23 protein-coding genes are annotated in these 25,356 nt (G+C 35.6%); 6 read left to right on the top strand and 17 right to left on the bottom strand.

Annotated elements, in window-relative coordinates; translation table 11 throughout:
* Positions 1–3: 3 nt before the first annotated feature.
* The 5 genes from AC1Q8M_RS02845 to AC1Q8M_RS02825 all read right to left on the bottom strand — a co-directional run bounded on the left by AC1Q8M_RS02845 (position 4) and on the right by AC1Q8M_RS02825 (position 5,006).
* Positions 4–723: a (Fe-S)-binding protein gene (locus AC1Q8M_RS02845; RefSeq protein ID WP_000869147.1), complete on the bottom strand. Its 720-nt coding sequence runs from the start codon at positions 721–723 to the stop codon at positions 4–6.
* 168 nt (positions 724–891) lie between these two features.
* Positions 892–1,581, bottom strand: a complete 690-nt coding sequence (locus tag AC1Q8M_RS02840; protein WP_254904515.1) for a FadR/GntR family transcriptional regulator — start codon at positions 1,579–1,581, stop codon at positions 892–894.
* A gap of 382 nt (positions 1,582–1,963) precedes the next feature.
* Positions 1,964–3,364, bottom strand: coding sequence for a sensor histidine kinase (locus tag AC1Q8M_RS02835; protein ID WP_097822214.1), 1,401 nt, complete (start codon positions 3,362–3,364; stop codon positions 1,964–1,966).
* Between the two features lie 3 nt (positions 3,365–3,367).
* Positions 3,368–4,039: a response regulator transcription factor gene (locus tag AC1Q8M_RS02830; RefSeq protein WP_001046397.1), complete on the bottom strand. Its 672-nt coding sequence runs from the start codon at positions 4,037–4,039 to the stop codon at positions 3,368–3,370.
* Positions 4,032–5,006: a YncE family protein gene (locus AC1Q8M_RS02825; protein ID WP_001234156.1), complete on the bottom strand. Its 975-nt coding sequence runs from the start codon at positions 5,004–5,006 to the stop codon at positions 4,032–4,034. Before AC1Q8M_RS02825 ends, AC1Q8M_RS02830 begins: the two co-directional genes overlap by 8 nt.
* Before the next feature lie 136 nt (positions 5,007–5,142).
* On the opposite strand from AC1Q8M_RS02825, the gene AC1Q8M_RS02820 reads away from it, so the two are divergent.
* The 4 genes from AC1Q8M_RS02820 (at position 5,143) to AC1Q8M_RS02805 (ending at position 10,406) form a co-directional block, all read left to right on the top strand.
* Complete coding sequence (locus AC1Q8M_RS02820) at positions 5,143–6,258, top strand: CdaR family transcriptional regulator (RefSeq protein WP_098855608.1); 1,116 nt, start codon at positions 5,143–5,145, stop codon at positions 6,256–6,258.
* Positions 6,259–6,375: 117 nt separating this feature from the next.
* Entirely contained in the window at positions 6,376–7,788 is a 1,413-nt protein-coding gene (gene glcD, locus AC1Q8M_RS02815; RefSeq protein WP_098361245.1) for a glycolate oxidase subunit GlcD, read from the top strand.
* On the top strand, positions 7,785–9,113 hold the full coding sequence (locus AC1Q8M_RS02810; protein ID WP_098855609.1) for a (Fe-S)-binding protein: 1,329 nt from the start codon (positions 7,785–7,787) through the stop codon (positions 9,111–9,113). The genes glcD and AC1Q8M_RS02810 overlap by 4 nt, the downstream gene beginning before the upstream one ends.
* A 465-nt stretch (positions 9,114–9,578) precedes the next feature.
* Positions 9,579–10,406: a CAP domain-containing protein gene (locus tag AC1Q8M_RS02805; protein ID WP_016513122.1), complete on the top strand. Its 828-nt coding sequence runs from the start codon at positions 9,579–9,581 to the stop codon at positions 10,404–10,406.
* 40 nt (positions 10,407–10,446) lie between these two features.
* Here AC1Q8M_RS02805 and AC1Q8M_RS02800 read toward each other — a convergent pair whose 3' ends face one another.
* The 11 genes from AC1Q8M_RS02800 to inhA1 all read right to left on the bottom strand — a co-directional run bounded on the left by AC1Q8M_RS02800 (position 10,447) and on the right by inhA1 (position 23,590).
* Positions 10,447–11,052: a DUF1648 domain-containing protein gene (locus tag AC1Q8M_RS02800; protein ID WP_097822211.1), complete on the bottom strand. Its 606-nt coding sequence runs from the start codon at positions 11,050–11,052 to the stop codon at positions 10,447–10,449.
* A gap of 91 nt (positions 11,053–11,143) precedes the next feature.
* The gene (locus tag AC1Q8M_RS02795) at positions 11,144–12,067 is read right to left on the bottom strand and encodes an RluA family pseudouridine synthase (RefSeq protein WP_098855610.1); all 924 of its coding nucleotides are present in this window, start codon (positions 12,065–12,067) and stop codon (positions 11,144–11,146) included.
* 100 nt (positions 12,068–12,167) lie between these two features.
* Complete coding sequence (locus tag AC1Q8M_RS02790; RefSeq protein WP_000490302.1) at positions 12,168–12,584, bottom strand: YodN-related protein; 417 nt, start codon at positions 12,582–12,584, stop codon at positions 12,168–12,170.
* A gap of 102 nt (positions 12,585–12,686) precedes the next feature.
* Positions 12,687–14,879: an MMPL family transporter gene (locus AC1Q8M_RS02785; protein ID WP_000856400.1), complete on the bottom strand. Its 2,193-nt coding sequence runs from the start codon at positions 14,877–14,879 to the stop codon at positions 12,687–12,689.
* A gap of 111 nt (positions 14,880–14,990) precedes the next feature.
* Positions 14,991–15,638: a phosphatase PAP2 family protein gene (locus tag AC1Q8M_RS02780; RefSeq protein ID WP_016513124.1), complete on the bottom strand. Its 648-nt coding sequence runs from the start codon at positions 15,636–15,638 to the stop codon at positions 14,991–14,993.
* 59 nt (positions 15,639–15,697) lie between these two features.
* Positions 15,698–16,747: a spermidine/putrescine ABC transporter substrate-binding protein PotD gene (gene potD / locus AC1Q8M_RS02775; RefSeq protein ID WP_000772490.1), complete on the bottom strand. Its 1,050-nt coding sequence runs from the start codon at positions 16,745–16,747 to the stop codon at positions 15,698–15,700.
* Between the two features lie 38 nt (positions 16,748–16,785).
* Positions 16,786–17,586, bottom strand: coding sequence for a spermidine/putrescine ABC transporter permease PotC (gene potC, locus AC1Q8M_RS02770; protein WP_000714190.1), 801 nt, complete (start codon positions 17,584–17,586; stop codon positions 16,786–16,788).
* A gap of 6 nt (positions 17,587–17,592) precedes the next feature.
* On the bottom strand, positions 17,593–18,441 hold the full coding sequence (potB, locus tag AC1Q8M_RS02765) for a spermidine/putrescine ABC transporter permease PotB (RefSeq protein ID WP_000715500.1): 849 nt from the start codon (positions 18,439–18,441) through the stop codon (positions 17,593–17,595).
* Positions 18,438–19,421 (bottom strand): spermidine/putrescine ABC transporter ATP-binding protein PotA, encoded by a 984-nt coding sequence (gene potA, locus AC1Q8M_RS02760; protein WP_000720333.1) that lies wholly within the window; start codon positions 19,419–19,421, stop codon positions 18,438–18,440. The genes potB and potA overlap by 4 nt, the downstream gene beginning before the upstream one ends.
* 239 nt (positions 19,422–19,660) lie before the next feature.
* Complete coding sequence (locus AC1Q8M_RS02755) at positions 19,661–21,028, bottom strand: aldehyde dehydrogenase (RefSeq protein ID WP_097822210.1); 1,368 nt, start codon at positions 21,026–21,028, stop codon at positions 19,661–19,663.
* 171 nt (positions 21,029–21,199) lie between these two features.
* Complete coding sequence (gene inhA1, locus AC1Q8M_RS02750) at positions 21,200–23,590, bottom strand: M6 family metalloprotease immune inhibitor InhA1 (RefSeq protein ID WP_001035939.1); 2,391 nt, start codon at positions 23,588–23,590, stop codon at positions 21,200–21,202.
* Between the two features lie 342 nt (positions 23,591–23,932).
* Here inhA1 and AC1Q8M_RS02745 point away from each other — a divergent pair, with 342 nt between their 5' ends.
* A complete protein-coding gene (locus tag AC1Q8M_RS02745) occupies positions 23,933–24,067 on the top strand; it encodes an anti-repressor SinI family protein (RefSeq protein ID WP_000276219.1) in 135 nt (44 codons plus the stop codon).
* 79 nt (positions 24,068–24,146) lie between these two features.
* Positions 24,147–24,470 (top strand): helix-turn-helix domain-containing protein, encoded by a 324-nt coding sequence (locus AC1Q8M_RS02740; protein WP_000578885.1) that lies wholly within the window; start codon positions 24,147–24,149, stop codon positions 24,468–24,470.
* Positions 24,471–24,542: 72 nt separating this feature from the next.
* Here the strand turns inward: AC1Q8M_RS02740 and calY are convergent, their stop codons facing one another.
* Positions 24,543–25,136, bottom strand: coding sequence for a biofilm matrix protein CalY (calY, locus tag AC1Q8M_RS02735; protein ID WP_000053715.1), 594 nt, complete (start codon positions 25,134–25,136; stop codon positions 24,543–24,545).
* Positions 25,137–25,356 lie beyond the last annotated feature (220 nt).

Here is a 25,356-nt window from a genome sequence, read left to right as displayed (position 1 = left end):
CCTTCATGAGCGACTATTCAGTACCTCAGCAATATGCATTACTTTTACTTCTTTTCCTAAACGCTCAATACGTCCGCCAATGTTTAACAAACACCCACAATCTGCACCGATTAAATAATCTGCACCTGTTTCCATTACACTATCTACTTTTTCGTCTACCATTTGCTCAGAAATTGGAGTCATCTTAACTGAAAACGTTCCCCCAAACCCGCAACAATTTTGCACGTTTGGTAAATCTCTCACAGTTAATCCTTTTACATTTGATAATAAAATTCCTGGTGCTTCTTTTATTCCGAGCATACGTGTCATATGACATGATTTATGAATAGTAGCTATCCCTGGTAAACTTGCACCAACATCTGTAACTTTTAAAACATCTACAATAAACTGTGTAAATTCATAGGTTTTATCAGCAACTTTTTGTGCACGTTTAGCCCACTTTGGATCATCTTTGAAAACATGCGGATACTCATGAAACATTGTCGCACACGAACCAGATGGCGTAACGATATATTCTGCATCTTCGAAAGTTTCAATCATATGTTTCATCGCTTCTTTTGCTGCTTCTACATGGCCACTATTATAAGCAGGCTGGCCACAACAAACTTGTGCTTCTGGAAATTCAATTTCACAACCTAAACGCTCCAACACTTCAACTGTTGCTTTGCCGACATTTGTTTCGAACATATCGACTAAACAAGTAACAAATAAAGTAACTTTCATAACTATTACTCCCCCTTTTTACAACTTCGCCAACAAACATATGGTCATCAGATGACTGAGTAGAGAAGAAATAGGCTCAACCATAGCCTATCCTCTCCCTCTTCTAAAGAAAACGCTTACTTAATCTTTCTCTATTTTATCAGAAAATTAAATTTTTAAAAGATTAAATTACGAATTTATATCGTTTTTACCTGTGACAATATGTTCTACATTTGTTAAATGATCTAGCATTGCTTGCTGCGCTAATTCTACATCTTGTTTTAACACCGCATCATATATAACTTGATGCTCTTCTATAAGTCGTTCTGATGTCGTTTGTTCACCATATAAAATAATGCGTCTTGATTCACCAATCGTTTCAGCAATCATCTCTGAAACATGATTCATGAGTTCAAGCAAAATGTTATTATGCGAAGACTCTGCAATTCCCATATGGAATTGAAAATCGGCTTTTTCGCCAGCCTTTTCATCTCCAATGCTCTTTGCCATTTCATCTAACCAATGTTTCATATTTTGTAAATTATCTTCCGTACGTTTTGCCGCCGCTACTCGAACTGCCCCCACTTCAAGCACCTTTCGTACTTCTAATAAATTCAAAATATCTTCTTTCTTCATTAATAATCTATTGTTTAATGATTTCGTTAATGAAGAAGAATCGAAGTTCTTCACATATGTACCTTCTCCTTGTTTCATCTCAATTAAGCCCATCGCTCTTAGCGCACTTAGCGCTTCACGAACAGCAGATCTACCAACTTGAAACTGCTCAGCTAATTGATGCACAGGGAGTAGTTTGTCACCAGGTTTTAACGTACCATTTTTAATCATTGTTAAAATAGCTTCAGATACTTCTTCGTAAATTTTTTTCGGTTTAATAGATTTGTACTCCAGTTAAATCACCTCAGTATCTTCCAAACAACAATTGAAACGATTTATAAGAACTTTGCATCATAACTATTTTAGACCGAATTGATAAGAAGTACAAATGTTTTGTTCATAAAATAGTCAAATTTTCGATATTTATTACATATTAATTTATATTTTCACGTATAAAGTGAAACTTTAATCAGTAGGGGTTTTGTTCATCCCCCACTGATTATTAGCCCTCACCAATCGGGCTTTTACGGACAGCAGGGCCTCCACCTAACTTCTTTGCTTCCGTTGAATTTTGAGGTGAGGGTCTTACTGTCCGGCAAATAGCGGGATAAATATTTTCTTCAATATAAAGAACATGTCCTAAAAATTAGAACATGCCCCCCTCATCCTGTACATTCAGTTTAATAATAACCGTTGCTCCCTTATCTTTTTCACTTTCAATTTTCCAATGTCCACCATGTATATGAACAATTTGTTTCACAATAGCAAGGCCTAAACCTGTTCCACCGTGTTGACGACTTCTCGCTTTATCAACTCGGTAAAAGCGTTCCCCAAGATTCTCCAAATGCTCTATATCAATGCCAATTCCTGTATCTTTTATTTTCAATTCACAGTAATCATCGATTTGCTCTAAAGTTATAACGATATTTCCGTTTTGATTTGTATACCGTATCGCATTATCTAACACATTATGAAGCACTTGTTGCATACGATCCTCATCAATCATGACAATGATCTCTGGATTTAAATTGGTTGAAATATGAAGTTCCTTTTCTATAAACTTAATCTCATACGTATCTAATACGTCTTCAATCAGCTGTGAAAAAACGATAGGTTGCTTCTTTAACGGAAAGTGCTCACCTTCTAATTGTGCTAAGTCTAACAAGTCATGAACGAGACGCTGCATACGACCTGCTTCTTTATGAATTAGCTGCGTTACTTTTTCCTGCTGCGGTCCCTTGGCAACGCCATCTAAAATAGCCTCGCTATACCCTTTTATATAACTAAGTGGTGTTCTAAGTTCATGCGAAACATTTGCTAAAAATTCCTTACGCTTTACATCTTCTGTTTCTAATGAATTGGCCATTTTATTAAATGCTTTTCCTAACCGTCCAATTTCATCCTCTGAAGAAACTGTAATCCGCTCCGAGAAATCTCCCGTAGCCAAATGATTTGCAACCCGTTCCATTTGCGAAAGTGGCTTCGTAATTGCAATTATAATTTTTCTTCCAACCCATATAGTAATTAAAATCATAGCAATTGCTAACGGTGCTAAAATAAGACCCATATCATAGATTAAATCTTTTATACTTTTTAAAGGAATATACGAATAGACAATTCCGACTAATTTTTTATTTTCCAATACAGGGATGACAACCCCCATAATATTACGGTCAAAATGTTCTTCATATCCTATTTTTGTCACAGTTTTCCCATCTAATAGCGTTTGCCTATCTCCTTCACTTATAAGGGAATGATGATGCACATCAAAAGGCAAACATGCACTTAAATCACGCGGATTAGACACGAAAATAACGTCTGAACTAGATATTTGATCAAACGATCTTACTTTCTCTTCAAAAGTTGATATTCCTTCGTGCTTATCATATTGGGCAGCAAGATTTTTTCCTTCCATTACTAATGAGCCTTTTAAATTATCAACGTATAGTTTTTCATACGAGTATAAAGATACGAAATAAAGAAAGGACACTGTTACACATACTGCACATACTACTGTAAGCCAAAGTTTTTGTACCATTGTAAACATACGTTACACCTCGAATTTATAGCCTACACCCCAAACAGTTTGAATGTAGTTTCCACTTTCTCCAAGCTTCAAGCGCATCGTTTTCACGTGCGTATCTACTGTTCTTGTACTTCCGGCATAATCATATCCCCATACCTTTTCAAGTAATTGCTCCCGGCTAAATACTTGTCCTGTATGCTGGCAAAGAAAATATAGTAAATCAAACTCTTTTACAGTAAGAGAAATCGACTCACCATCCGCCTCGATTCTTCTACTTTTTTCATTGATAAGAATTGGTCCAAATTGAATCTCTTCTTGCTGTTCTTGCTTTGTATATCTTCTTAGCACAGCTTCCATACGGGCAACTAATTCACCCGGACTAAACGGTTTTACAATATAATCATCTGCTCCCATACGTAAGCCGTTCACCCTATTCCACTCTTCACCTTTTGCGGTTAAAAATATAATCGGCACATCTGACGTTTTTCTAATTTCTTTACAAACTGAAAGTCCATCCATTTCTGGCATCATTATATCTAATACAACGAAATCATAATGATCCGTTTCTAGTTTTTTAAGAGCCTCTTTTCCATTCTCAGCTTCTCCCCACTCATATCCAAAGTTATCCAAATACATTCCAACAAGCTGCCTCATATCACTTTCATCATCTACAACTAGCACTCTATATTTATTCATTGTCCTTCCCTTCTCTCTCTATGAGTTGAAACGGTCCTTTTCCGACTTTAATTGTTTGTTTTATTTTCAAATTCTTCATATCCATAACGCACACTTCATCACTATCATAACTTGCTACATATCCTTCTGCTCCGCTCTCCAAAAATGCAAATGGATTTGATCCTACTTCTACAGAAGCTATTTCTTTATATGTGCTAATATCAAACTTTCTAAGTGTATTCGACCCATGACTTAATGCATATACGTACTTACTATCCTTCGTTATATTCACAGGCATAAATGGAGCATGTAAAGAACGTACCATTTCTCCATCCTGCAAAGAATATACTAACACTTTCTCATTTACTTGATTTCCATCACCATGTCCGCCAATCCATATTTCTTTCCCATCAGGACTAATCGTTGCTCCTGTTGATGCTGGTGGAATCATAAAGGATTGAACAACCTCTTTTTTCTTCGTATCAATTGTCGTTAGTTTCGTATCATAAAAGTTTAATACAGATAACCGATTATGATACTCTACCATCGTTATAGGTCCTTTGCCTGTTGAAACATTTCCTGTCTCTTTCCCATTTATCGTAAAGAACCTTACCTTTTGAACATTTTGATCGGCAGCAAATAATTGTTTTTTATCTTCTGATACGACCACATTTACAATGCCCTTTCCAGTTTTATATTTTCCCACTTGCCTTCCTTCCGTTAGTGAATATACATACATATATTCTAATTGCTTACCGTATACAAGTATTTCCTCACCATTTGGAAGCAGTGTGATTCCGGCCATTGGCTCATTTAGTTCCCATGTCGTGATTAACTTTTTATCTTTTTTATCAATAAAACTAATACTGCCTTCTTTTATATTCGTTGTTATAATAACATTTTTATCTTTAGCAATTGGTGTATACGAACTTCCTTGACACCCTACTAATAGAAATAAAAAACAGAGAAGAAAAACATACTTTCTCAAAAGATTCCCTCCATCTTCGGATGATTTCGTTATAATTGTAAAATAACAAATAAATGTGTGGAAAGTGTGAAATTTTCCTTTCTTACTCAATTTACATATATAATGTACAACAAATAGAATTTGAGGTGTGTCAATTATGCTATTTCCTGATTTAGCGAATAAAATTGTACGAGAAGTACGCAGACTAATTACAGAAAATATTATTATCATTAATATAGAAGGCGTTATTATCGCAAGTACAGATACAGAAAGAATTGGTCAATTTCATGAAGGTGCACTCCGCTGCGCCAAACAAAAGAAAACCGTCATCATTACAAAAGAAGATGAAAGGCGATTGCAAGGTGTAAAGGCTGGGATGAATCTTCCTTTATTATTTCATGATGAAGTAATTGGTGTCATTGGAATTACAGGAGATCCTGAAAATATTTCACGCTACAGCGAAATATTGCGTAAGATGACCGAATTATTAATTCATGAAAACTACTTTTTAGAGCAACTAGAACTTGAGCACCGTTCTTATGAAGCTTTTGTCTTTGATTGGCTTCAAAATACAGAGTGGTCCCCGAGTTTTCTTGATCGCGCCAAAACACTTGGCATTGATTTATATAAGAAAAAACAACTTATTTTGTTTTCTATTGGCAAAAATGACACGATGCTCCAGCGTAAAATATGGCAACACATACGTAATATTTTAACAAAAGAGCATCTATTTGTTCGTTGGGGAAATGATCGTTTTATTTTATTTACAGCAACGAGCTCCAAAGAGCAAACTTATCAATTTTTAAAACGGTTAAAACAAGACTGCGAAACTTTATTTTCTATTCCTTTATATATCGGGATTGGACAAACAGTTACCTCAAACAATATGAACATATGTTACGAACAAGCATTACGCGCTCTTTCTGTATCATTGGAAACGAAAAAAATTGTATTTAATGAAGATTTACGTTTAGAAATGTGTTTACAAGATATTTCTGCCGAAACGCGTGAACAATTTCTAGAGCGTACCATCGAAAACTTATTATCATTTCCTGAGCTTATGCATACTTTGCGCTTATTTATCGATTATAACCAATCTTATAAACAGACGGCTAAACAATTACATATACACATTAACACATTACATTACAGGCTAAAAAAGATTGAAGAACATACAGGACTTGATCCAAAACAATTCAAAGACTTACACGTTTTATACTTCGCACTCCTCCTATTAGATAATCACACAAAAAAGAAGGATAAAACAGATTAATCTTCAGATGATTACACATAGAAAGAATCCCTCGACTTTTTTATCATTATAATGAAAGCACTGTTACCACGATGTTTATTATAACTAAACACGTTGACAGTTTGAGGGGGATTTCCAATGTTAGAAAAGCAAATTATTCATTCATTCATATCTATTGTTGGCGAAGATAATGTAGATACATCCAATATGGGGCGTTTAACTTATAGTTATGATGCCACTCCAAACTTCCAAGCAATGCCTGATGCAGTCATTGCTCCTCGTAATACAAATGAAGTAGCTGAAGTGTTAAAAGTATGTAACACTCACAAAATCCCTGTATATGTGCGCGGGTCTGGAACAAACCTTTGCGCAGGTACATGTCCACTTGAAGGCGGTATCGTCCTTATTTTCCGCCATATGAACAATATTTTAGAAATTGATGAAGAAAACTTAACAATTACTGTACAAGCTGGAGTCATTACACTTGATATTATTAAAGCGGTAGAAGAAAAAGGTTTATTTTATCCACCAGATCCAAGCTCGATGAAAATTTCTACAATCGGCGGCAATATTAATGAAAACTCAGGTGGATTACGCGGTTTGAAATATGGCGTAACACGTGATTATGTAATGGGGCTTGAACTTGTCTTACCAAATGGCGATATTATTCGCACTGGTGGTAAATTAGCAAAAGATGTAGCTGGTTACGATTTAACTCGTTTATTTATCGGTTCTGAAGGAACACTTGGCGTGGTAACAGAAGCTATATTAAAACTTGTTCCTATGCCTGAAACAAAGAAAACAATGCTTGCATTATATGAAGATATTAATGAAGCTGCACGTGCTGTTTCTTCTATTATTGCAAATAAAATTATTCCAGCAACACTTGAGTTTTTAGACCAACCGACAATTGAAGTTGTAGAAGAGTTTGCACAAATCGGTTTACCAACTGACGTAAAAGCAATTTTATTAATCGAACAAGATGGCCCGCCCGAAGTAGTCAATCGAGATATTGAAAACATGGCTAACGTTTGCCGCTCTATGAATGCAGTTGATGTTCGCATTGCAAAAGATGAAACAGAAGCAGATGCGCTTCGTACTGCTCGCCGTAGTGCTCTATCAGCGCTCGCACGATTAAAACCTACTACAATATTAGAAGATGCGACTGTACCACGTTCACAAATCGCTCCAATGGTTGAAGCTATTAATGCCATTGCAAAAAAATATAATATTCCTATTTGTACGTTTGGACACGCTGGTGATGGTAACTTACATCCAACTTGTATGACAGATGCTCGTAATGCAGAAGAAATGCACCGAGCTGAACAAGCTTTTGCTGAAATATTTGCGAAAGCAATTGAACTTGGTGGCACAATTACTGGTGAACATGGTGTTGGTGCAATGAAAGCTCCATATTTAGAAATGAAATTAGGTAAAGAAGGTATTGCAGCTATGCAAGGAATAAAGCAAGCTTTCGATCCAAACAACATTATGAACCCTGGAAAAATGTTCGCGAAAGACACTCGAAAAAGAGTGGTGGTTGAGCGATGACCACATTAAATAAAGAAAATATTCAAAAAGAATTTAAAGAACGATTAAGTGAAGATGAGCTACTTAACTGTATGCGATGCGGTTTTTGTTTACCTACTTGTCCTACCTACATTCAATCCGGATATAAAGAGTCACATTCACCGCGCGGACGTATCGCATTAATGAAAGCAGTCGTTGATGGTTTAATCGAACCAGATGAAGATGTTGAAAATACATTAAACGTTTGTCTTGGTTGCCGTGCTTGTGAGCCTGTTTGTCCATCTGGTGTAAATTATGGACATTTATTAGAAGAGGCTCGAGATATTATTAATCAAAATAAAAAATTCTCAATGCCAGTGAAAGCTGTTCGAAAAGTCGTTTTTGAAGGATTATTCCCCCATCAAAATCGAATGCGAAAATTAACCGGACTAATCGGATTTTATCAACGTTCTGGTTTACAAACGCTAACACATAAAACAGGTATTATGAAGTTATTCCCTGAAACACTTGCAACGATGGATCTCGTTTTACCAAAAGTCCCTAAAATGAAAGCAATGAAAGATCGTCCTTCATTTTTACCTGCAGAAAGTACAAAGAAAAAACAAGTTGCATTCTTCGCAGGCTGTTTAATGGATACGATGTTTTTAGAAACAAATAACGCAACGATGAAACTTCTTCAATTAGCTGGTTGTGATATTGTTATTCCGAAAACACAAAATTGCTGCGGTGCATTGCATGGACATGCTGGTGAAAAGAGTGGAGCAAAAGAATTAGCAAAGCGAAATATAAAAGCATTCGAAGATTTAAACATCGACTATATTATTACGAATGCAGGAGGTTGCGGGGCTTATCTTGTAGACTATGATTATCTTTTAAAGGATGATCCGGATTGGGCTGAACGTGCTAAGCAGTTTGTTTCTAAAATTAAAGATATTACTGCTATTCTAGTAGAACTAGACTTCCATAAGCGAACTGACTTACGACTCACGCCGCAGGTTATTACGTATCAAGACTCTTGTCATTTACGCAATGTTATGCGCACATCTTCTGAACCTCGTATGTTACTAGAGGCTATCCAAGGTGCAACATATCGAGAAATGAAAGATGCCGATCGCTGCTGTGGCTCTGCTGGTATTTACAATATTGTTCATTCAGAGTTATCAATGGAATTTCTAGATTACAAAATGGACTGTGTGCATGAAACAGAAGCAGCAACCATTGTTACTGCAAATCCAGGTTGTTTATTACAAATGAAATTGGGCATTGAGCGAGAAGGGCTTTCTCATAAAATGAGAGGAATTCACATTGTGGATTTATTATTAGAAGCAATTGAAACTAACTCGTAATAACTCGTAACATACGTAATAATAGGAAAACGGCTATCTCCTTCGTCTATGTAAAGAGATAGCCGCTTTTTTGTCTGCTACAACATTAAAAATATGTTACTTTATTATAAAAAAGAACAACAGAAACATTACAGTTTTGTAAAAATCAATCCATTATATTCCTCAAAAAATTGCTCAAACCATTGATACAATAGGATTCTTCATTTTCTATTTAGGTAACTTTATCCAAAAACCCCCTCTTAAAACCAAGTATAAAAACACTATAAATTCCTTTTATACTCTATATTTCTCTTATTTTTGCTCCCTTCTTCTCTTAGGATAAATTAGGTAATTTTAAAGTCTATGAATTTTTTTCCATCTTTTTTCTCGCAAATTGTATGCTACGATGAATTTGTCAGTCAAACAGGCTGTCAAAAACAAATCGTGTGAAAACAAATTAAAACTTTATATAGGGGGACACACATCATGAAAAAGCGTGTTTTATTATCTGTAGCTGCTGCAACAGCTCTTACTTTAGGAGTATCTTCTCTAGATGCACAAGCTGCAACAGTACAACCATCTAACATAAAGGTTCAAAATATTCAGCATTCAAAAGTGATGATGAAGCAAATGAGCCAACAAGAACTACAAGCATTCTTACAATCTATGGGAGTTGAATCATTAGCACAATGGCAACAAGGAAACTTCCAACCAAACTGCTTCATTCCTGGTCAACAACCTACTGAAAATGTTGTAACTGAGCAACCAACAGCTAAGCCAGAAACTCAAAAGCCTGCTGAGCAAAAACCTGCCGAGCAAAAGCCTGCTGAAGAAGTTCAAAAACCAGAAGCTCAAAAGCCTGCTGAAAACAACAATACGCAAAAACCTGCTGAACAAAAACCTGCTGAGCAAAAGCCTGCTGAAGAAGCAAAATCTTTAAGCGAGTTCGAACAACGTGTTGTTGAATTAACAAACGCTGAGCGTGCAAAACAAGGTTTACCAGCACTAAAAATCGATACTGAATTAAGCAAAGTAGCACGTATTAAGTCTGAAGACATGCAAAAAAACAACTACTTTGATCATAACAGCCCTACATACGGGTCTCCGTTTGACATGATGAAGAAATTTGGTATTTCTTATACATCTGCAGGTGAAAACATCGCTCAAGGCCAACGTACACCTGAAGAAGTGGTACAAGCTTGGATGAACAGCGCTGGACACCGTGCAAACATCTTAAATAACGGCTTCACTCACATCGGTGTTGGTTATGTAGAAAGCGGCAACTACTGGACACAACAATTTATTACAAAGTAAATAGATTAAAAGAGTCTTCTCATAATGAGAAGACTCTTTTTTAAGTTTCATAACTTTCTATTATGTATGAATAGAAAATATATAACATAAATAGCATAGATCCACAGCTTATTACACTAAGCAATACATAAAATCCCCACTCTAAGTTCAAAAACAATGAAAACAATATGCCACATGCCATCACTTGAAAAATCTGTCTACTTACTAAACGAATTTTTTGTAATTTAATTGGGTCTTTTTCTTTGCCTTTTATTTTCTTAAATTCTTTACTCAGCATAAAAAGAAACATACTAATCCCAATCGTTAATCCTGTTTGAAAGGATATCAAATCCTCAAAATTAATAAAGAGGATAAGCATATGAATAAACAACATAAATAACGTAATTTTCTTTATAAATCCGTCTATAATACCATGCTCTCTTTCATTAAACTTAAATATATTATGTGAAATAATATACAAAAATCCATATGAAAAAATAATAAAACAAGGAATAAATGCTACAACAACTTGTTTACTCATAAACTCGTTTGGCTCACCATTTACATTCCAATGTACTGCCATACGAGTTGGTAAATAGGGATAGAGACATAGAGTAACTAAAAGACAAGCGAAAAATATTCCAAGTACATACTTATATTTGATCAAGTGATTCTCACCTCTCTTTTCTCTTAACGGCTTCGCTCCTTTTAGAGAAATCCCTGCAAAAATCTACTTTTTTCAAATTAAACCTTATACTTTACGCATTTTCTTTTTGAAATTCTCTTATTTTATTATCTAACTTTGTAGGAAACGGCACATCAACTTCAATCGCTTCTTTCGTAATTGGATGCAAGAAATTTATCTTCATCGCATGCAATGCTTGACTGGACATATATTTTGTTTGTCCACCATATAATACATCCCCAACTAGTGGATTACCATTATGGCTCATATGAACACGAATTTGATGCGTTCTACCCGTTTCTAATTGTAACGTTACGAAAGTCGTGTTTTGCTTCTTAAAATACTTTTCTACTTTATAATATGTGATAGCTTGGTCACCTTTTGGAGAAATACGACGCCTTGTAGCATGATGGCGATCCCTTCCAATAGCAGCATCAATCGTTCCTTGTTTCTTCTTTACTTTCCCTTCAACGAGCGCTGCGTACGTCCTTTTAATTTTTCGTTCCATTAATAAACGATCCATAATTGCACCAGCAATTCTATGCTTAGCAAATACGACACCACCTGTCGTATCTTTATCTAAACGATGAATATGACGCACCTTCGTCTCTAAACCTTGCATTTGAAAATGAAAAGCAACAAGATTTGCAAGCGTCCCGGTTCCACCTTTTTCAGCAGGATGTGTGTCCATTTTCTCTGGTTTATTTACGATGAGTACGTGATCATCTTCGTATACTACATGCAATTCACCATATTCTGGATCCACACCGTACTCTTCCTCCGCAAACATATGAACTTGTAACTTATCGTTCTCTTTTAAAAGCTCGTTCCATCTTCTTTGTTCTCCGTTAACCGTAACACCTTTTCCCATACGAAGCTGATGTAATAGCTTTTTCGATATTTCCCATTCTACTTTTAATACCGATTCAATACTTATACCATTCCATTTAGCTGGAACGGTAATTTCACACCATTCGCCCTTTTTCTTTGTTTCCATACTGTTTATCACCTTATTTCTATTGATTCTCTCATTGTAACGGAAAACACACTTTGGTGCACCGTCAAAAATAGAGGACAGTCTTATAATAGACTGCCCCTCAAGCTCTAAGTCTTTTCATTTCTAACAATACTTCTTCAGCTTTTTGTTCATACGATAAATCTTTAAAGAAATCCGCCAACCTTTTATAGTCATTGTAAGCATCTAATAAATCGTCCATCCTTTCTATTTTCATCACTTGTTGTTTTTGTTTCATCTTTACTGGATAACGATAACCTGATACTTCTTGTATTTTGTAATACTCATCCTCTACTTGAACGACCTTTACAAGTTCTTCCTCCTCTGCATCCATCGTATACCCGTCAAATTCTCTAAGTAGTTCATAAATGATATGAGTCCATTCATCTTTTGGATAAAATCCCTTTTCTAACCGATAACCGACAATGCGATACATATGCCCATCGTTTTCTGCAAACTGTACTGTATCATTTAACTTAAACTTAAAATAACGAAACATTGCCTTCACCTACTTGTATGTAATGTTCTTATCACATACTATTTGCAAAATGTAGGTCTTGCTATTCATAAAAAAATGCTCATCAATATGATGAGCATTTTTTTACGATGATTTTTCTCGTTTTTTTCGAAATGGTAACCACCAATTCCAGTCTCCAAATAACTTCATTAAGCTTGGAACGAGCATAAGACGAATAATTGTTGCATCAAGAAATATTGCTAATGCCACGCCAAGCCCCATCTGCTTTACTGGTAAAATATCAGTAAATGCGAATGCACCCGTTACAACAATCATAATTAATGCAGCTGATGTAATGATTCTACTTGTTGAAACGAGCCCTTCTAACGTTGCTTGATCGTTATCTCCTGTTTCTTCATAGAGCTCGTGAATACGTGAAATAAGAAATACTTCATAATCCATACTAAGCCCAAATACGAGGCCAAAAATGAAGATTGGTAAGACAAACAGAACCGGACTCGCTTCTAAACCGAAATGACCACCTTCAAATAACCAAACAACAATTCCAATGGTTGCACTCAAACTAAGTATATTCATAATAATTGCCTTAATTGGAATGAGTATAGATCGGAATGCAAATAATAATATAACAAAGGTCGATCCAAATATAACAGACATACCAATTACAACTTTATCTTTAATTTCATCTTCTAATTCTTGTTGAAACGTCGTCATTCCGCCTAGATAATACGTAACATTCGTTTCTTTATAGTTCTTTTTAAAGTCACGCACCCACTGTTTTGCAGTCTCTGTACGTGGTTTTGTTTTCAAAAAAACTTCTATCGTCGTCTTATTCCCTTTTGTGTATGCTTCAAATACAGGAGTTAGTTTTGCTGCTTCTGGCGACTGCAATATTCCAGCAACTTGATCTGCTTTCATTCCAGTTAACCCGTCGTATAAACTTCTTACTTCATGTACTTTTTTATCATCTTTTAACTTTTGAACGACTTCTTCTATCTTTTGTAGACTTTCTTTTTCTTTCATATCTTTTTTCGTCTCTACAACTAACGTAACATCAGCGTGTGTTTTGACAGTTTTATTAAATGCTTCTTCATACTTTTCATATGCAATCCTTGTATCACTCTTTTCAGGTAAAGCTTCAACACTAGGGAACTGCAAATTAGCTGTACGTAACGGTAATAAGCAAATAACAATAAATGTTGTAACAACAACAATCATTGCAATTGGATGTTTCATCACAAATTGTGCAAATTTACGCCATGCTTTTGCCGGCGTATGTGCTACTTGATTCTTTTTTAATATTTTTTTACCGATTAACGATAATAACGCTGGAAGAAGTGTGAGTGAGAATAAAATACTCATAATCACAACAATCATTCCGCTAATTGCGACAGATTGAATATAATCTATCTTAAAGAAAAACAAACCGGATAACCCAACAAATACGCATAATCCTGAAAATACAATTGCACGTCCTGCCGTCTGATATGTAATTGCTATCGCTTCTTTTACCGTTCGTTTAGCAACTTCCTCTCGAAAACGGTTCACAAATAATAGCGCAAAATCAATAGATAGTGCAAGTCCAATCATCGGTGCAACGTTTAACACGAAAATAGATAGTTCTTTATCCACACCGATGAAATACAATATACCCATCGTGCTAATAACACTAAGCGCTCCATTCAAAATCGGTAAAATTGATGCCAAAAGGCTACCAAACGAAAATAGTAATACAAGAAACGCAATTGGTAATCCAATCATTTCTGCTACTTTTAAATCATTTTGCGTTCTTTCATTAATTTCTTGATTAATTTTCGGAAATCCTGTAGGTGTTACTTTTAATGCTACATTACTTTCTTTCTCAATCTCATTAGCAAATTGTAATGTCTTTTCCATTCTTTCTTTATTTGTTTTCCCGGAAAATAAAATTGTCGCATAACCGATGTCATCTTGTAGCATTTCTTTATTTTGGATTGGGTGATGGAAAGATTCATAGTTCTCTTTCTCTTGAACATTCTTTACAATTTCATCTATTCGCTTTTTAAATTCCTCATGCGAAGCATCTTTATTTTTCTCAAAAACGAGCAGAAGCGTATCTTGAGACTTCTTAAAATCTTTATCTAAAATTTCTTTTGTTTTTTGATAGTCTCCTTCCGTTTGGAAACCGTCACCACCTAATACTCCCGGTAGCTTTGGAGCAAAAATCCCAAGTGCGATTGCAAGCAACAGTAACGCTACAATTACTGTATAACGAAATTGATACAAAAAAGCTCCTAACTTCCCCCACTTATCAACTTTATGAACATTTGTCTTCACACATTTTCACCTACTTTAAATAATTCAATTGTCACTTATACTGTATCATATCTTTATACAAACAAAAAACGCCTAGGAACACTATAATGATAGTTTTTCCAGGCGTTTTTTCTATCTCTCTTTATTAAGCCCCAATCTCTCAGTAAGTAAACGATGATAGTAAATAGCGATAACTAACAAAATACCACCTACGCAGTAACCAGCTAAAATATCAGTTGGGTAATGTACATTTAAAATGACTCTACTTAATCCAATCGATAGGATTACTATACCCATCAAAATCGTTATGACACATTTCCCAGCTATGCTTTTCAAATTAGCAGCAATGATATAAGCAAGAAATCCAAATGTCATAATCGATAGCATTGCATGTCCACTAGGAAAACTATATCCAAGTGCATCTAACGCTTCATTTAATGATGGACGTTCTCTCTTTACAATCTCTTTTATCCCTTTATTCACAAGATGTGTTATTAAAATTCCCATTGGATACACAATCATCGCAGCATAATAACGCTGCTTCCAAAAAACAAGCAAACTTATAACGAGCGTAGCAGCTATCCCAATTGCTGACCCCAATTTTGTAAAGTACGAGAAAAATGTAAGGGAACTTTCCGTTTGTAGCCCTTTTACTAATCCGCGGACATATGTATCCATTACTGTAACGCCACCTGCATGTACGCGCCAAGCAACAATACTAAATACAGCAAATAATAAACCGATACATATTACCTCATACTGATGTAACTTCTTCTTCAAACGATTTCCTCCTACTATGAAAAAATGCGATTTCTACTTTAGAAACCGCATTTTCTTACTTATTTACCTTTTGTTTTTAGCTCTGTCCAGTAACGATCATAGTCTTTTAACTTATCGTCTACATCAACAAGCCATTCTGTACGATCTAACTCTTCTTTCGTTAAGAAAATCATGTGATTATCACGGTATTCTTTACTATGAAGAGGATGAGCTTTTTCATTTGGATTACTGTAACCAATTGACTCGTAGTTTTTCACACTTACTTTTTCATCAAGTAAGTAGTTCATAAACTTCTCAGCAAGCTCTTTATGTTTTGCACCTTTTGGAATTGCTAACGTATCAGCCCAAATTGTGCCACCTTCTTTTGGTACAACGTATTCTACATCTTTATTATCTTTTGCGATAAATGCTGCATCTCCAGACCAAACTGTTCCGATCCAAGCATCTTCTGTAATGAATTTTTGTTTAATGTTATCTGTATCAAATGCTAATAAGTTTGGAAGCAGCTTCTTTAAATCATCCGCTGCTGTCTTTAACTCTGCATCTTCTTTTGTACTGTTTGAGAACCCGTGCTTCTTAAGACCCACTCCTAATACTTCACGAGAATCGTTTAACAACGTTACATGTCCTTTATATTTCTCATTCCATAAGTCAGCCCAGCTTGTAGGTGCTTCTTTCACATACTTTTTATTGTATGCAATCCCTGTTACACCCCAAGTGTACACTAAAGAATATTTATTCTCTGGATCAAACGCAGGTGTTTTGAAATTAGAAACCATGTTTTCGATATTTGGGATATTCTTTTTATCTAACGGCGCTAATAAATCCATTTTTGCCATTGTTTTAACCATGTAATCAGATGGTTGAATTAAATCATACTTTGCGCCACCAGCTTGTAATTTCGCAAGCATTTCTTCGTTACTTGCGTACTTATCATAGTTAATTTTCACATTATACTTCTTTTCAAAATCTCTTAGCACTTGCTCATCAAAATTGTCAGCCCAGCTATAAATATTTAATTCTTCTTTCTTTTCACCACAACCAGCAAGCACACCAGCAACAAGGCTAAAGCTAATTGCTGCGCCAGCTATTCTTTTCATTAATTTCATCGGTTTATTACCCCCTCGTACTTTCTATATCGTTCGTATTATAAAGGAAGGTGTCCTCCAGAGTTTTCTTCACCATCTGCACCTTTGTTACGGAAGATTTCAGATAGAACCATTAATCCTACGATAGCAACAATTAAAATTGTAGAAAGAGCATTAATTTCTGGTGATACTCCGCGCTTAACCATACTGTAAATGTATAATGGCAATGTTGTTGATCCTGGTCCTGATACGAAGAAACTAATTACAAAATCATCAATTGATAATGTGAATGTTAATAATGCTGCTGAAATAACTCCCGGTGCAATTGCTGGGAACGTTACAAAACGAAACGTTTGCCAAGGCGTTGCTCCTAAATCATTTGCAGCTTCTTCTAAGTCACGTCCCATACTTGAAAGACGCGCAGCTAAAATAACAACAACAAACGAAATACTAAATGTAATATGTGCAATAATAATCGTTGTTTGTCCAAGTTCCATTCCTAGCTGACTGAAAAGAATTAGTAAAGATAATCCCATTAAAATATCAGGAATTAAAATTGGTAAATATACAAGGCCATTAATAGCCCCTTCGAAACGATATTTATAACGATGTAAAGCAATCGCAAAGAATACACCAAGTACCGTTGTCACAATCGTTGTTATAACTGCAATCGTAATACTATTTACAAATGCATCAATAACATCTTGTTTTTGAAATAAATCTGTATACCAATGGAATGTAAAACCTTCCCACTCCGCATTAATGCGAGAGTCGTTGAAAGAATAGACCATTAAAACCATCATTGGAAAATACAAGAATAACAAAATTAACCAAGAATAAGAAACTAAAAACTTCTTCATCTTTGCCTATTCCCCTCCGTTCTCATTATATTTATATACTTTCGTTGCACGATAATATAAGTAAATTAACAGAACAGAGAATAGAACAACGATAATCGATAACGCAGATCCAAACGGCCAGTCACGTGCACCTAAGAATTGGTTTTGAATAACGTTTCCGATTAATGCTACTTTCGATCCGCCCATCACGTCTGATACAACAAACATTCCGATAGAAGAAACGAATACTAAAATAGAACCAGTCGCAATTCCTGACATTGTCATCGGCACTGTTATATTCCAAAATGCCTTTATTGGTGTTGCTCCTAAATCATAAGCCGCTTCTAGCTTACGCTTATCCAGCTGCTCAATTGCTGCATACACTGGTAAAATCATAAATGGTAATAAAGAATAGACCATTCCGAGTATTACAGAAGGCGTATTATATAATAAATTTAACGGTTCACTAATAATGCCGAGTTTTAATAACAACGTATTCACAAGACCTTGTGAACGTAAAATAACAATCCATGCGTATGAACGAACAAGAAAGTTAATCCAAAACGGGATCGTTGCCAATAATAAAAGAATAGAACGATATTTGCGGTCAACAATTGTAATTGTATACGCAAATGGATAACCAATTAATAAACATATTACTGTAGTAATAACTGCAATCTTAACAGTTTCCCATAACGTTCCTAAGTACAATGGATCAAACACACGGGATATATTCTCCAGCGTAAATTGCATTTCTACTGTCCCGTAAGCTCCGCGCTGCATGAAGGCGAATCCTAATACGAATACGAGCGGGATTAGGAAGAAAATTAACAGCCACGCGACTGTAGGTAGTGCGAGTAATTTCCCTTTTTTCAATTTAAGGTCACCTCGTCCTCTTGCTCCCAGCCTACATATACATTATCTCCAATGCTCCACTGCGCTGCCTCTTCAGCAGTTTGATATGCCATTAGTAATTCTGATGTTTTCTCATCACGTACATAAAGCTTCTCCATATTTCCGACAAACTCAATATCTTCAATATGTCCAAGATGGTATTCTTTTAAAATTGGTTCTTCAACCGAACGTACTTTCACATTTTCAGGGCGAATTGCTACATAGCCTTCCCCATTTTTCACAATATTATTTTCACCGATGAATGTCGCAACGAACAATGTTTTCGGCTTATTATAAATTTCTTTCGGCGTTCCAATTTGTTCGATATGGCCTTTATTCATAACGACGATACGATCGCTCATGCTCATTGCTTCTTCTTGATCGTGCGTTACGTATATAAACGTAATTCCTAAATTACGTTGTAAGTTTTTCAATTCACGTTGCAAGTCTTTTCGTAACTTAAAGTCAAGCGCTCCAAGTGGCTCATCTAATAGTAATACACGCGGATTATTTACAATCGCTCTTGCAATTGCAACACGCTGCTGTTGTCCACCAGAAAGCTTAGCAGGTTTACGATTACGGAACTCAAGTAACTGCGTTAAACGCATTGCCTCTTCAGCACGCTCTTTCTGCTCTGCTGCTGATACTTTCTGCATTTTCATACCAAAACAAATATTCTTCTCTACTGTCATATGCGGGAATAGTGCGTAATGTTGGAACACTAGGTTCATATGACGCTTATATGGCGGCAAATCGTTAATTCTTTCATCATCTAATAAAAGATTCCCTTTAGTTGGAGTTTCAAATCCTGCGATCATACGAAGTAAAGTCGTTTTCCCGCAGCCACTCGGCCCTAAAATTGTTAAAAACTCTCCCTCTTTAATATCTAAAGAAAGAGGTGGGATAATCACTTGATTTCCAAAATGTTTTTCAACTGCTTCAACTTTAATAATCTTTTTCATTTTCCCGTCCTATCTACCTTAAATTTTAAATTTTTATATTCATGAATAAATATTTATGTTCTATAGACTATTTTTTGTTTCGATCCAAACAAAAATGGTTATTTAGCAAGCGTTCGTTTCTATTCTTTATGTAGTATGTTTGATTCATTTTCGCATGATACATAACGTCGAACAGAAAAACCCCTTCCATCGCGAAGGGGCTATTATCATACGGCTACGCCTACTGATAAACACCATCATCATTTTAACAACTTTCGTATGAATTTTAAAGCACTTTTTGTAGAAGAGTAACGAATTTTCATGTCGAATGCTGTAGATTGGGCTAAAATGCTTTTATAATGTGAAAAAGTCCGAAAACTTTCTTTCCCATGATAACCCCCTAATCCACTACTTCCAACACCCCCAAAAGGTAAATATGGCGTGGCAAGATGGTAGACAACATCATTAATACAGCCTCCACCATATGAAATATTACTCGTCACTTTCTTTTGTACTTCTTTATCTTCCGAAAATACATATAACGCTAACGGCTTCGGATGTTGCTGGATTGTGCCAATTACATCTTCTATATTGTCGTACTCTATGATTGGTAAAATCGGACCAAAAATTTCATCTTCCATAACAGCATCTTGCCATGTAACATCCGCTAGCACTGTCGGTTCAATATGTAATGTATCTTTCTTATAGTTTCCACCAATTACGACTTGACCATCTTGTAAAAATCCACATAATCGTTCAAAATGACGCTCACTTACAATACGCACGTAATTTTCATTTTGCAAAGGTTCTTTACTATACTGCTCTGTGATTTCATGTCGCAGTGCCTCAACTAGCTGTTCTTTCACGGAAGAATGCACGTACATATAATCAGGCGCTACACATGTCTGCCCTGCATTTAAAAACTTACCCCAAACAATTCTTCTTGCTGTCATCTCTATCTTTGCATCTTTATGTACAATACAAGGACTTTTCCCGCCAAGTTCTAACGTAAGCGGCGTCAACTGTTTCGCTGCTGCTTCCATTACAACTTTTCCAACGCCAACACTACCAGTAAAGAAAATATAATCAATTGGTTCCCTCAGCAAAGATGTACTCTCTTCAACGCCACCTTCTACTACCGCTACAAGCTCTTCTGGGAATAATTCATCTAACATTATCTTAAGCACTTTTGAAACGCTTGGCGTTAACTCTGACGGCTTTAAAACGATTGTATTTCCAGCTGCCAGTGCCCCTACAAGTGGTGCAATTGCTAATTGAAAAGGATAGTTCCACGGTGCAATAATAAGCGTCACACCATACGGTTCTGGCACTACTTTTCCTTTTGATCCAAAATGAGTGAGTGCTGTTCGAACTCGCTTCGGTTTACTCCATGATGACATATGTTTCAATTGAAAGGAAATTTCTTTTAATACATATCCAACTTCCGTTGTAAACGACTCGTGAACTGACTTATTTAAATCTAATTTCAACGCCTGAAATATTTCTTCTTCAAAATGCTGAATGCCTTCATAAAGCTTCTTCAAATTATTCTTTCTTATTTCGATGCTTCTCGTATGCCCTTTTAAAAAATATTCCTTTTGCCTACTTACAATAGAGGAAATACTCATTCACTCACCTTCTCCCACTATTTTTATCCAATTCTTTCATTATTTATATAAACTTCATATATAACAAATTTCTATTCTTAAAGTTACATTATATATGACTTTTTCAGCTATATAAAATTCATTGCTCACAAAAAAACTACCGAAAAAAAATCTCTCGGTAGTTTTACTGTATTAACGATATAAACGAACAGCACCTGCAGAATTATCATCAGCTTGTCCTACTACTTCAAATTTCAAACCAAGCTTCGGTAAAATACGTCCTGCATCTGGAATCTGTTGATTAATATACGTTTTAGAATCATCAAACTTCGGTACGCCTGCTAAGCCATCATACGTAAATGTTCCACGCGTTGGAGATACAACTTTCCAAGCTGGCGTTTTGTCGAATGAGAACGCAGCATCAGCGATTTGGAATCGTGTACTGCTCTTAACTGTTGGTTTACCATTTAAAGTACCAACAATTGCTTCTGGATGAGAATCAACAACACCAAGGAAACCGTGTCCTGGATGTACACCAACCCAGTTATCTGTATAAGCTGAATCTGCATACCATACAACCATACCAGTGTTAAATACTGGACCGCGAGCAAATTTCAACGCGTTATCTGCCCCAGCATAGTTTCTCCACTCAACATAGTAGTTATGTTTTTTCTTTTCTGTTCCGTTAGATACAACGAAACCATCTAATTTTAATTGTGGTGTACCTTCTGCATCATCAGAGAATACTACTTTACCATCTACTGTTAATGAAGCATTATCAAGAGCGAATCCATTTAATGCTAAACCACCATCAGTAATGTAATCAAATGTTAATTTTACTTTCTTGCCTTTGAATTGACTTAAATCATATGATTTGTCAATCCATTTTCCATTTGTCGAATCTGCATTTCCACTAGTTGCTTTCTCGCCAAGTCTTTCAATTAACGTTTGTTTACCATCTTCTGTTACAGCGTGTACTTCAAGGAAATCATAACCTGCTTCAATCTCATATAATGACTTGAAATCAAATTTTGCATTCGTTGCATTCGTTAAATCAAACAACGGTGTTTCCATCTTCGTATGAAGATCGTCACCTTTTGTGCTGTAATAATATTGTTTACCAAATGCTGGCTCAATTGTTTTAACATCTTTATCTGGTAAGTTAACACGGATCATACCTGGTCGATCTGATTTCGTAACACTTTGATCCAAATATGTCGCTAGACCGATACCTTTATTTAATTTCTCGTAATCTACTTCTACGATATTTGCCCAGTTACCACCAATTGTTTTTTGGAAAAACTCTTTATTTTGTGGTGAGAAACTCGTTGGCGTCGTTCCAGCGATTTTACCAGCCCAGCTTCCGCCACTCATAATAGACCAAGCTTCAATCGGCTCACCTTGACCACTATATTGTGTATCGTACTCATCTGGAAGACCTAAATCGTGACCATATTCATGTGCGAATACACCAACCGCTCCATCTTCTGGTTCAATTGTGTAGTCGAATGCTGCCATCTTTCCGCCCCAATATGGAACTTTCGCTTGTGTACCTTCAATTGGGAATGGCTTTGGTCCAACTGTCCAACGGTGCGACCAAATTGCATCATCGCCTAATTTACCACCGCCTGCTTCTTGTCCAACACCCGCATGAATAATCATTAAGTGATCGATTAAACCATCTGGTTGATTTTTATTTCCATCACCATTTACATCGTATTGATCGAACTGATCGAACTCTGATAAATCAATACCGCTATCTACAGCCGCTTTTAATGCATCTTTTACTAAATCACGTGGCCCTTTTGGTCCTTTATTATCATGGCCGCCGCTAGCAGCATCTGCACCGTAATCAGCAGCTTTACCAGGAACTGTTAACCATTTTGTAACTGTTCCGTCCACTGTGTAACTACCACCAGATTGCTCTTCGTAATATTGTTTAAATGTTTCGATTTTGCTTCCATCATCTAATGTGAATGGCTCGTTGCCGAATAACATTTTTTCATAATGTTCTTTATTAAAATCGTTAGAATACATATATCCAGGCTCTTTGTCGATATTATTATGTTTAAAGTCAGCGTACTCTACAAGTAAAACGAGTACTTTGTCTTTTCGAACTTCACCGTTATAGTCTTTTCCCTTTGCTGGAGAAGTTGGTACTTTACCATTTAGTCCGCCTTTAACTGGGCCTGTCGCTGCAGGTGTCCCTGTTGCTGGTTCATTTAATTTTTCTTTCGTGTCTGCTTTCGCATCTTTTACTTTCTTTAAAAAGTCGGATGCATCTTTCGTAAGCTGGTCCCCATTTGCTGCTTCTTTTCCAGGATTTTCACCCTTTTTGTTCTCTACATACTTTTCGACTGCTTTCTTTGTTTCTGTCTCTGAAGCCTTCGAATCAATTACCCCACGTTTTTTTAGCGCATCTGCTAAACGTTCTTCCGGAATTAAATGATCATCAACTGGGCTCGTAGCTGTTTTATTCACAGGCGTTTCAGCATATGCAGATTGAGTTCCAGCTCCGAATGAAAGGCCTAATACAGCTGTCAAAGCGATTGATGACAAAACTTTGAACGGTTTCTTGTTCATCCCATATTTCCTCCCCTAATAAATAATATGTATTACAAATTGAATTTTATTAAAAATTCAATATTTTTTCAATATTTAGTCATATTATGTAATGTTTTTAATATATTTGTAAAAATTTCATAGTTAGCATACGAATATATCACAATTCAACAATGTTTTCTGAAAATATTGAAAGTTTTTATCGAACAATTTATAATTTCCATAGAGGGAGTTTAATGGGGATTTTATCTTTGTTTCATCTACACAATATTTGATAATTCATTATATAAAACACAAAATCGGATTTCATTATCATGTGTTCTGTAGCAGCAATTATGACCGATAATTAGGGAGGAATTACATTTGTACAAAGATAAGACAGACGCACTGGATCAAGAATGGATTGATTTAATACTTGAAGCTCTAGATGCTGGTATCGCCATGCAAGACATCGAGCAATTTTTCCAACGTATGAAGCCATCCAGTCAGGCTCAATAGGTTTGTTCTTTTTAACGAAGTTTATGTTATAATAATGACATCATAAGACAACTACATATTGATAGAAAGGTGCGCAAATATGATTGGAGAACGTATAAAACGCCTTCGTTTACAAAAAGGTATTTCATTAACTGAACTTGCCGAAAAAGCTGGCGTTGCTAAATCTTACATTAGTTCTATAGAACGAAATTTACAAAAAAACCCTTCCATTCAGTTTCTTGAAAAGATCGCAGCAGTTCTACAAATTCCAGTTGATACTTTACTTCATGATGAAACAACAAAGGAAACTAACCTAGACTCCGAATGGACACAACTCGTTAAAGATGCAATGAACTCTGGTGTCTCCAAAGAACAATTTCGTGAATTTCTTGAATTTACAAAGTGGAAGCAAAATCAAAAATAATAATAGAAAGAAGTGCTTACAACCAGCACTTCTTTTTCTTTATAAAAAAAAGCGGGAATACCCGCTTTTTTATTATTTTTCTTCCCCAGCTTCTTGGTTAGCATTGAATGTCCATTCTAAATTCAATGTATCACCTTGGAAGATATTTTGGTCTTTTCCATCATCTACAAATTCAAATTGCACCCATAGATAATCCTCTGTACCAGCTGCTAATCCACCCTTTTCTCCCCACTCAGGAGCAAAGATGTCTTTAGCTAAAAGATCTGGATCCACATTTTGTAAGTCTGCTAAAGTTGTTTCGTATACAGGCTCACTTTGTTTATCCCAGTTCCAAAGGAATTTTACTTTAACGTGCTTACCAAAGTCTTCACCAGCATTATCACCTTTTGCATCTTTAACAGTGTACTTTGTTGCTAATTTAACGTCTTTAATAGTTAACGAACCGCTGTTTTGTAATAAGAACTCTTTCTTAACAGAATCCCCTGGTTTTAAATCTTTAATATCTACAAGCGTCTTAGGGTTTAATGTAAGGTCTAACGTCCCAGCTGCAAATGTATTGTTTGATACTTCTTTATCGCTAAAGAATGCAAATGTTCCTCCACCAATTAAAGCTAACCCCAATGCTGCTGATGCAACTCCCATACCTAATTTCTTTTTCAGACTCACAATCAATTCCCCCTAGCTTTTTTTTATATTTTTATCACTTATTTTTCAATAAGAGATGTAAAGAAAACTATATTAGCTTAGCTAATATGCGTTCTTTTTTAAAAACCTTATGTTCATTATAACGAACAAACCTATATAAACACAACACATATTTATTAATATTTTCAGTTATTTTTATTTCTCAATATTATTTAGACTTTTCAGAAAAAAGAATGATAAT

Source organism: Bacillus sp. GW823-FHT06A10, from assembly GCF_058795375.1.
The sequence above is the reverse complement of the archived record's forward strand: the minus strand, read 5'-3'. Positions and strand labels throughout refer to the sequence as shown.

Bases quoted from the DNA above. Each gene is read 5' to 3' on its own strand.
- AC1Q8M_RS02845 (WP_000869147.1), bottom strand. From the start codon at position 723: ATGAAAGTTACTTTATTTGTTACTTGTTTAGTCGATATGTTCGAAACA.
- AC1Q8M_RS02835 (WP_097822214.1), bottom strand. From the start codon at position 3,364: ATGTTTACAATGGTACAAAAACTTTGGCTTACAGTAGTATGTGCAGTA.
- AC1Q8M_RS02830 (WP_001046397.1), bottom strand. From the start codon at position 4,039: ATGAATAAATATAGAGTGCTAGTTGTAGATGATGAAAGTGATATGAGG.
- AC1Q8M_RS02820 (WP_098855608.1), top strand. From the start codon at position 5,143: ATGCTATTTCCTGATTTAGCGAATAAAATTGTACGAGAAGTACGCAGA.
- glcD (WP_098361245.1), top strand. From the start codon at position 6,376: ATGTTAGAAAAGCAAATTATTCATTCATTCATATCTATTGTTGGCGAA.
- AC1Q8M_RS02810 (WP_098855609.1), top strand. From the start codon at position 7,785: ATGACCACATTAAATAAAGAAAATATTCAAAAAGAATTTAAAGAACGA.
- AC1Q8M_RS02805 (WP_016513122.1), top strand. From the start codon at position 9,579: ATGAAAAAGCGTGTTTTATTATCTGTAGCTGCTGCAACAGCTCTTACT.
- AC1Q8M_RS02795 (WP_098855610.1), bottom strand. From the start codon at position 12,067: ATGGAAACAAAGAAAAAGGGCGAATGGTGTGAAATTACCGTTCCAGCT.
- AC1Q8M_RS02790 (WP_000490302.1), bottom strand. From the start codon at position 12,584: ATGTTTCGTTATTTTAAGTTTAAGTTAAATGATACAGTACAGTTTGCA.
- potD (WP_000772490.1), bottom strand. From the start codon at position 16,747: ATGAAATTAATGAAAAGAATAGCTGGCGCAGCAATTAGCTTTAGCCTT.
- potC (WP_000714190.1), bottom strand. From the start codon at position 17,586: ATGAAGAAGTTTTTAGTTTCTTATTCTTGGTTAATTTTGTTATTCTTG.
- potA (WP_000720333.1), bottom strand. From the start codon at position 19,421: ATGAAAAAGATTATTAAAGTTGAAGCAGTTGAAAAACATTTTGGAAAT.
- AC1Q8M_RS02755 (WP_097822210.1), bottom strand. From the start codon at position 21,028: ATGAGTATTTCCTCTATTGTAAGTAGGCAAAAGGAATATTTTTTAAAA.
- inhA1 (WP_001035939.1), bottom strand. From the start codon at position 23,590: ATGAACAAGAAACCGTTCAAAGTTTTGTCATCAATCGCTTTGACAGCT.
- AC1Q8M_RS02740 (WP_000578885.1), top strand. From the start codon at position 24,147: ATGATTGGAGAACGTATAAAACGCCTTCGTTTACAAAAAGGTATTTCA.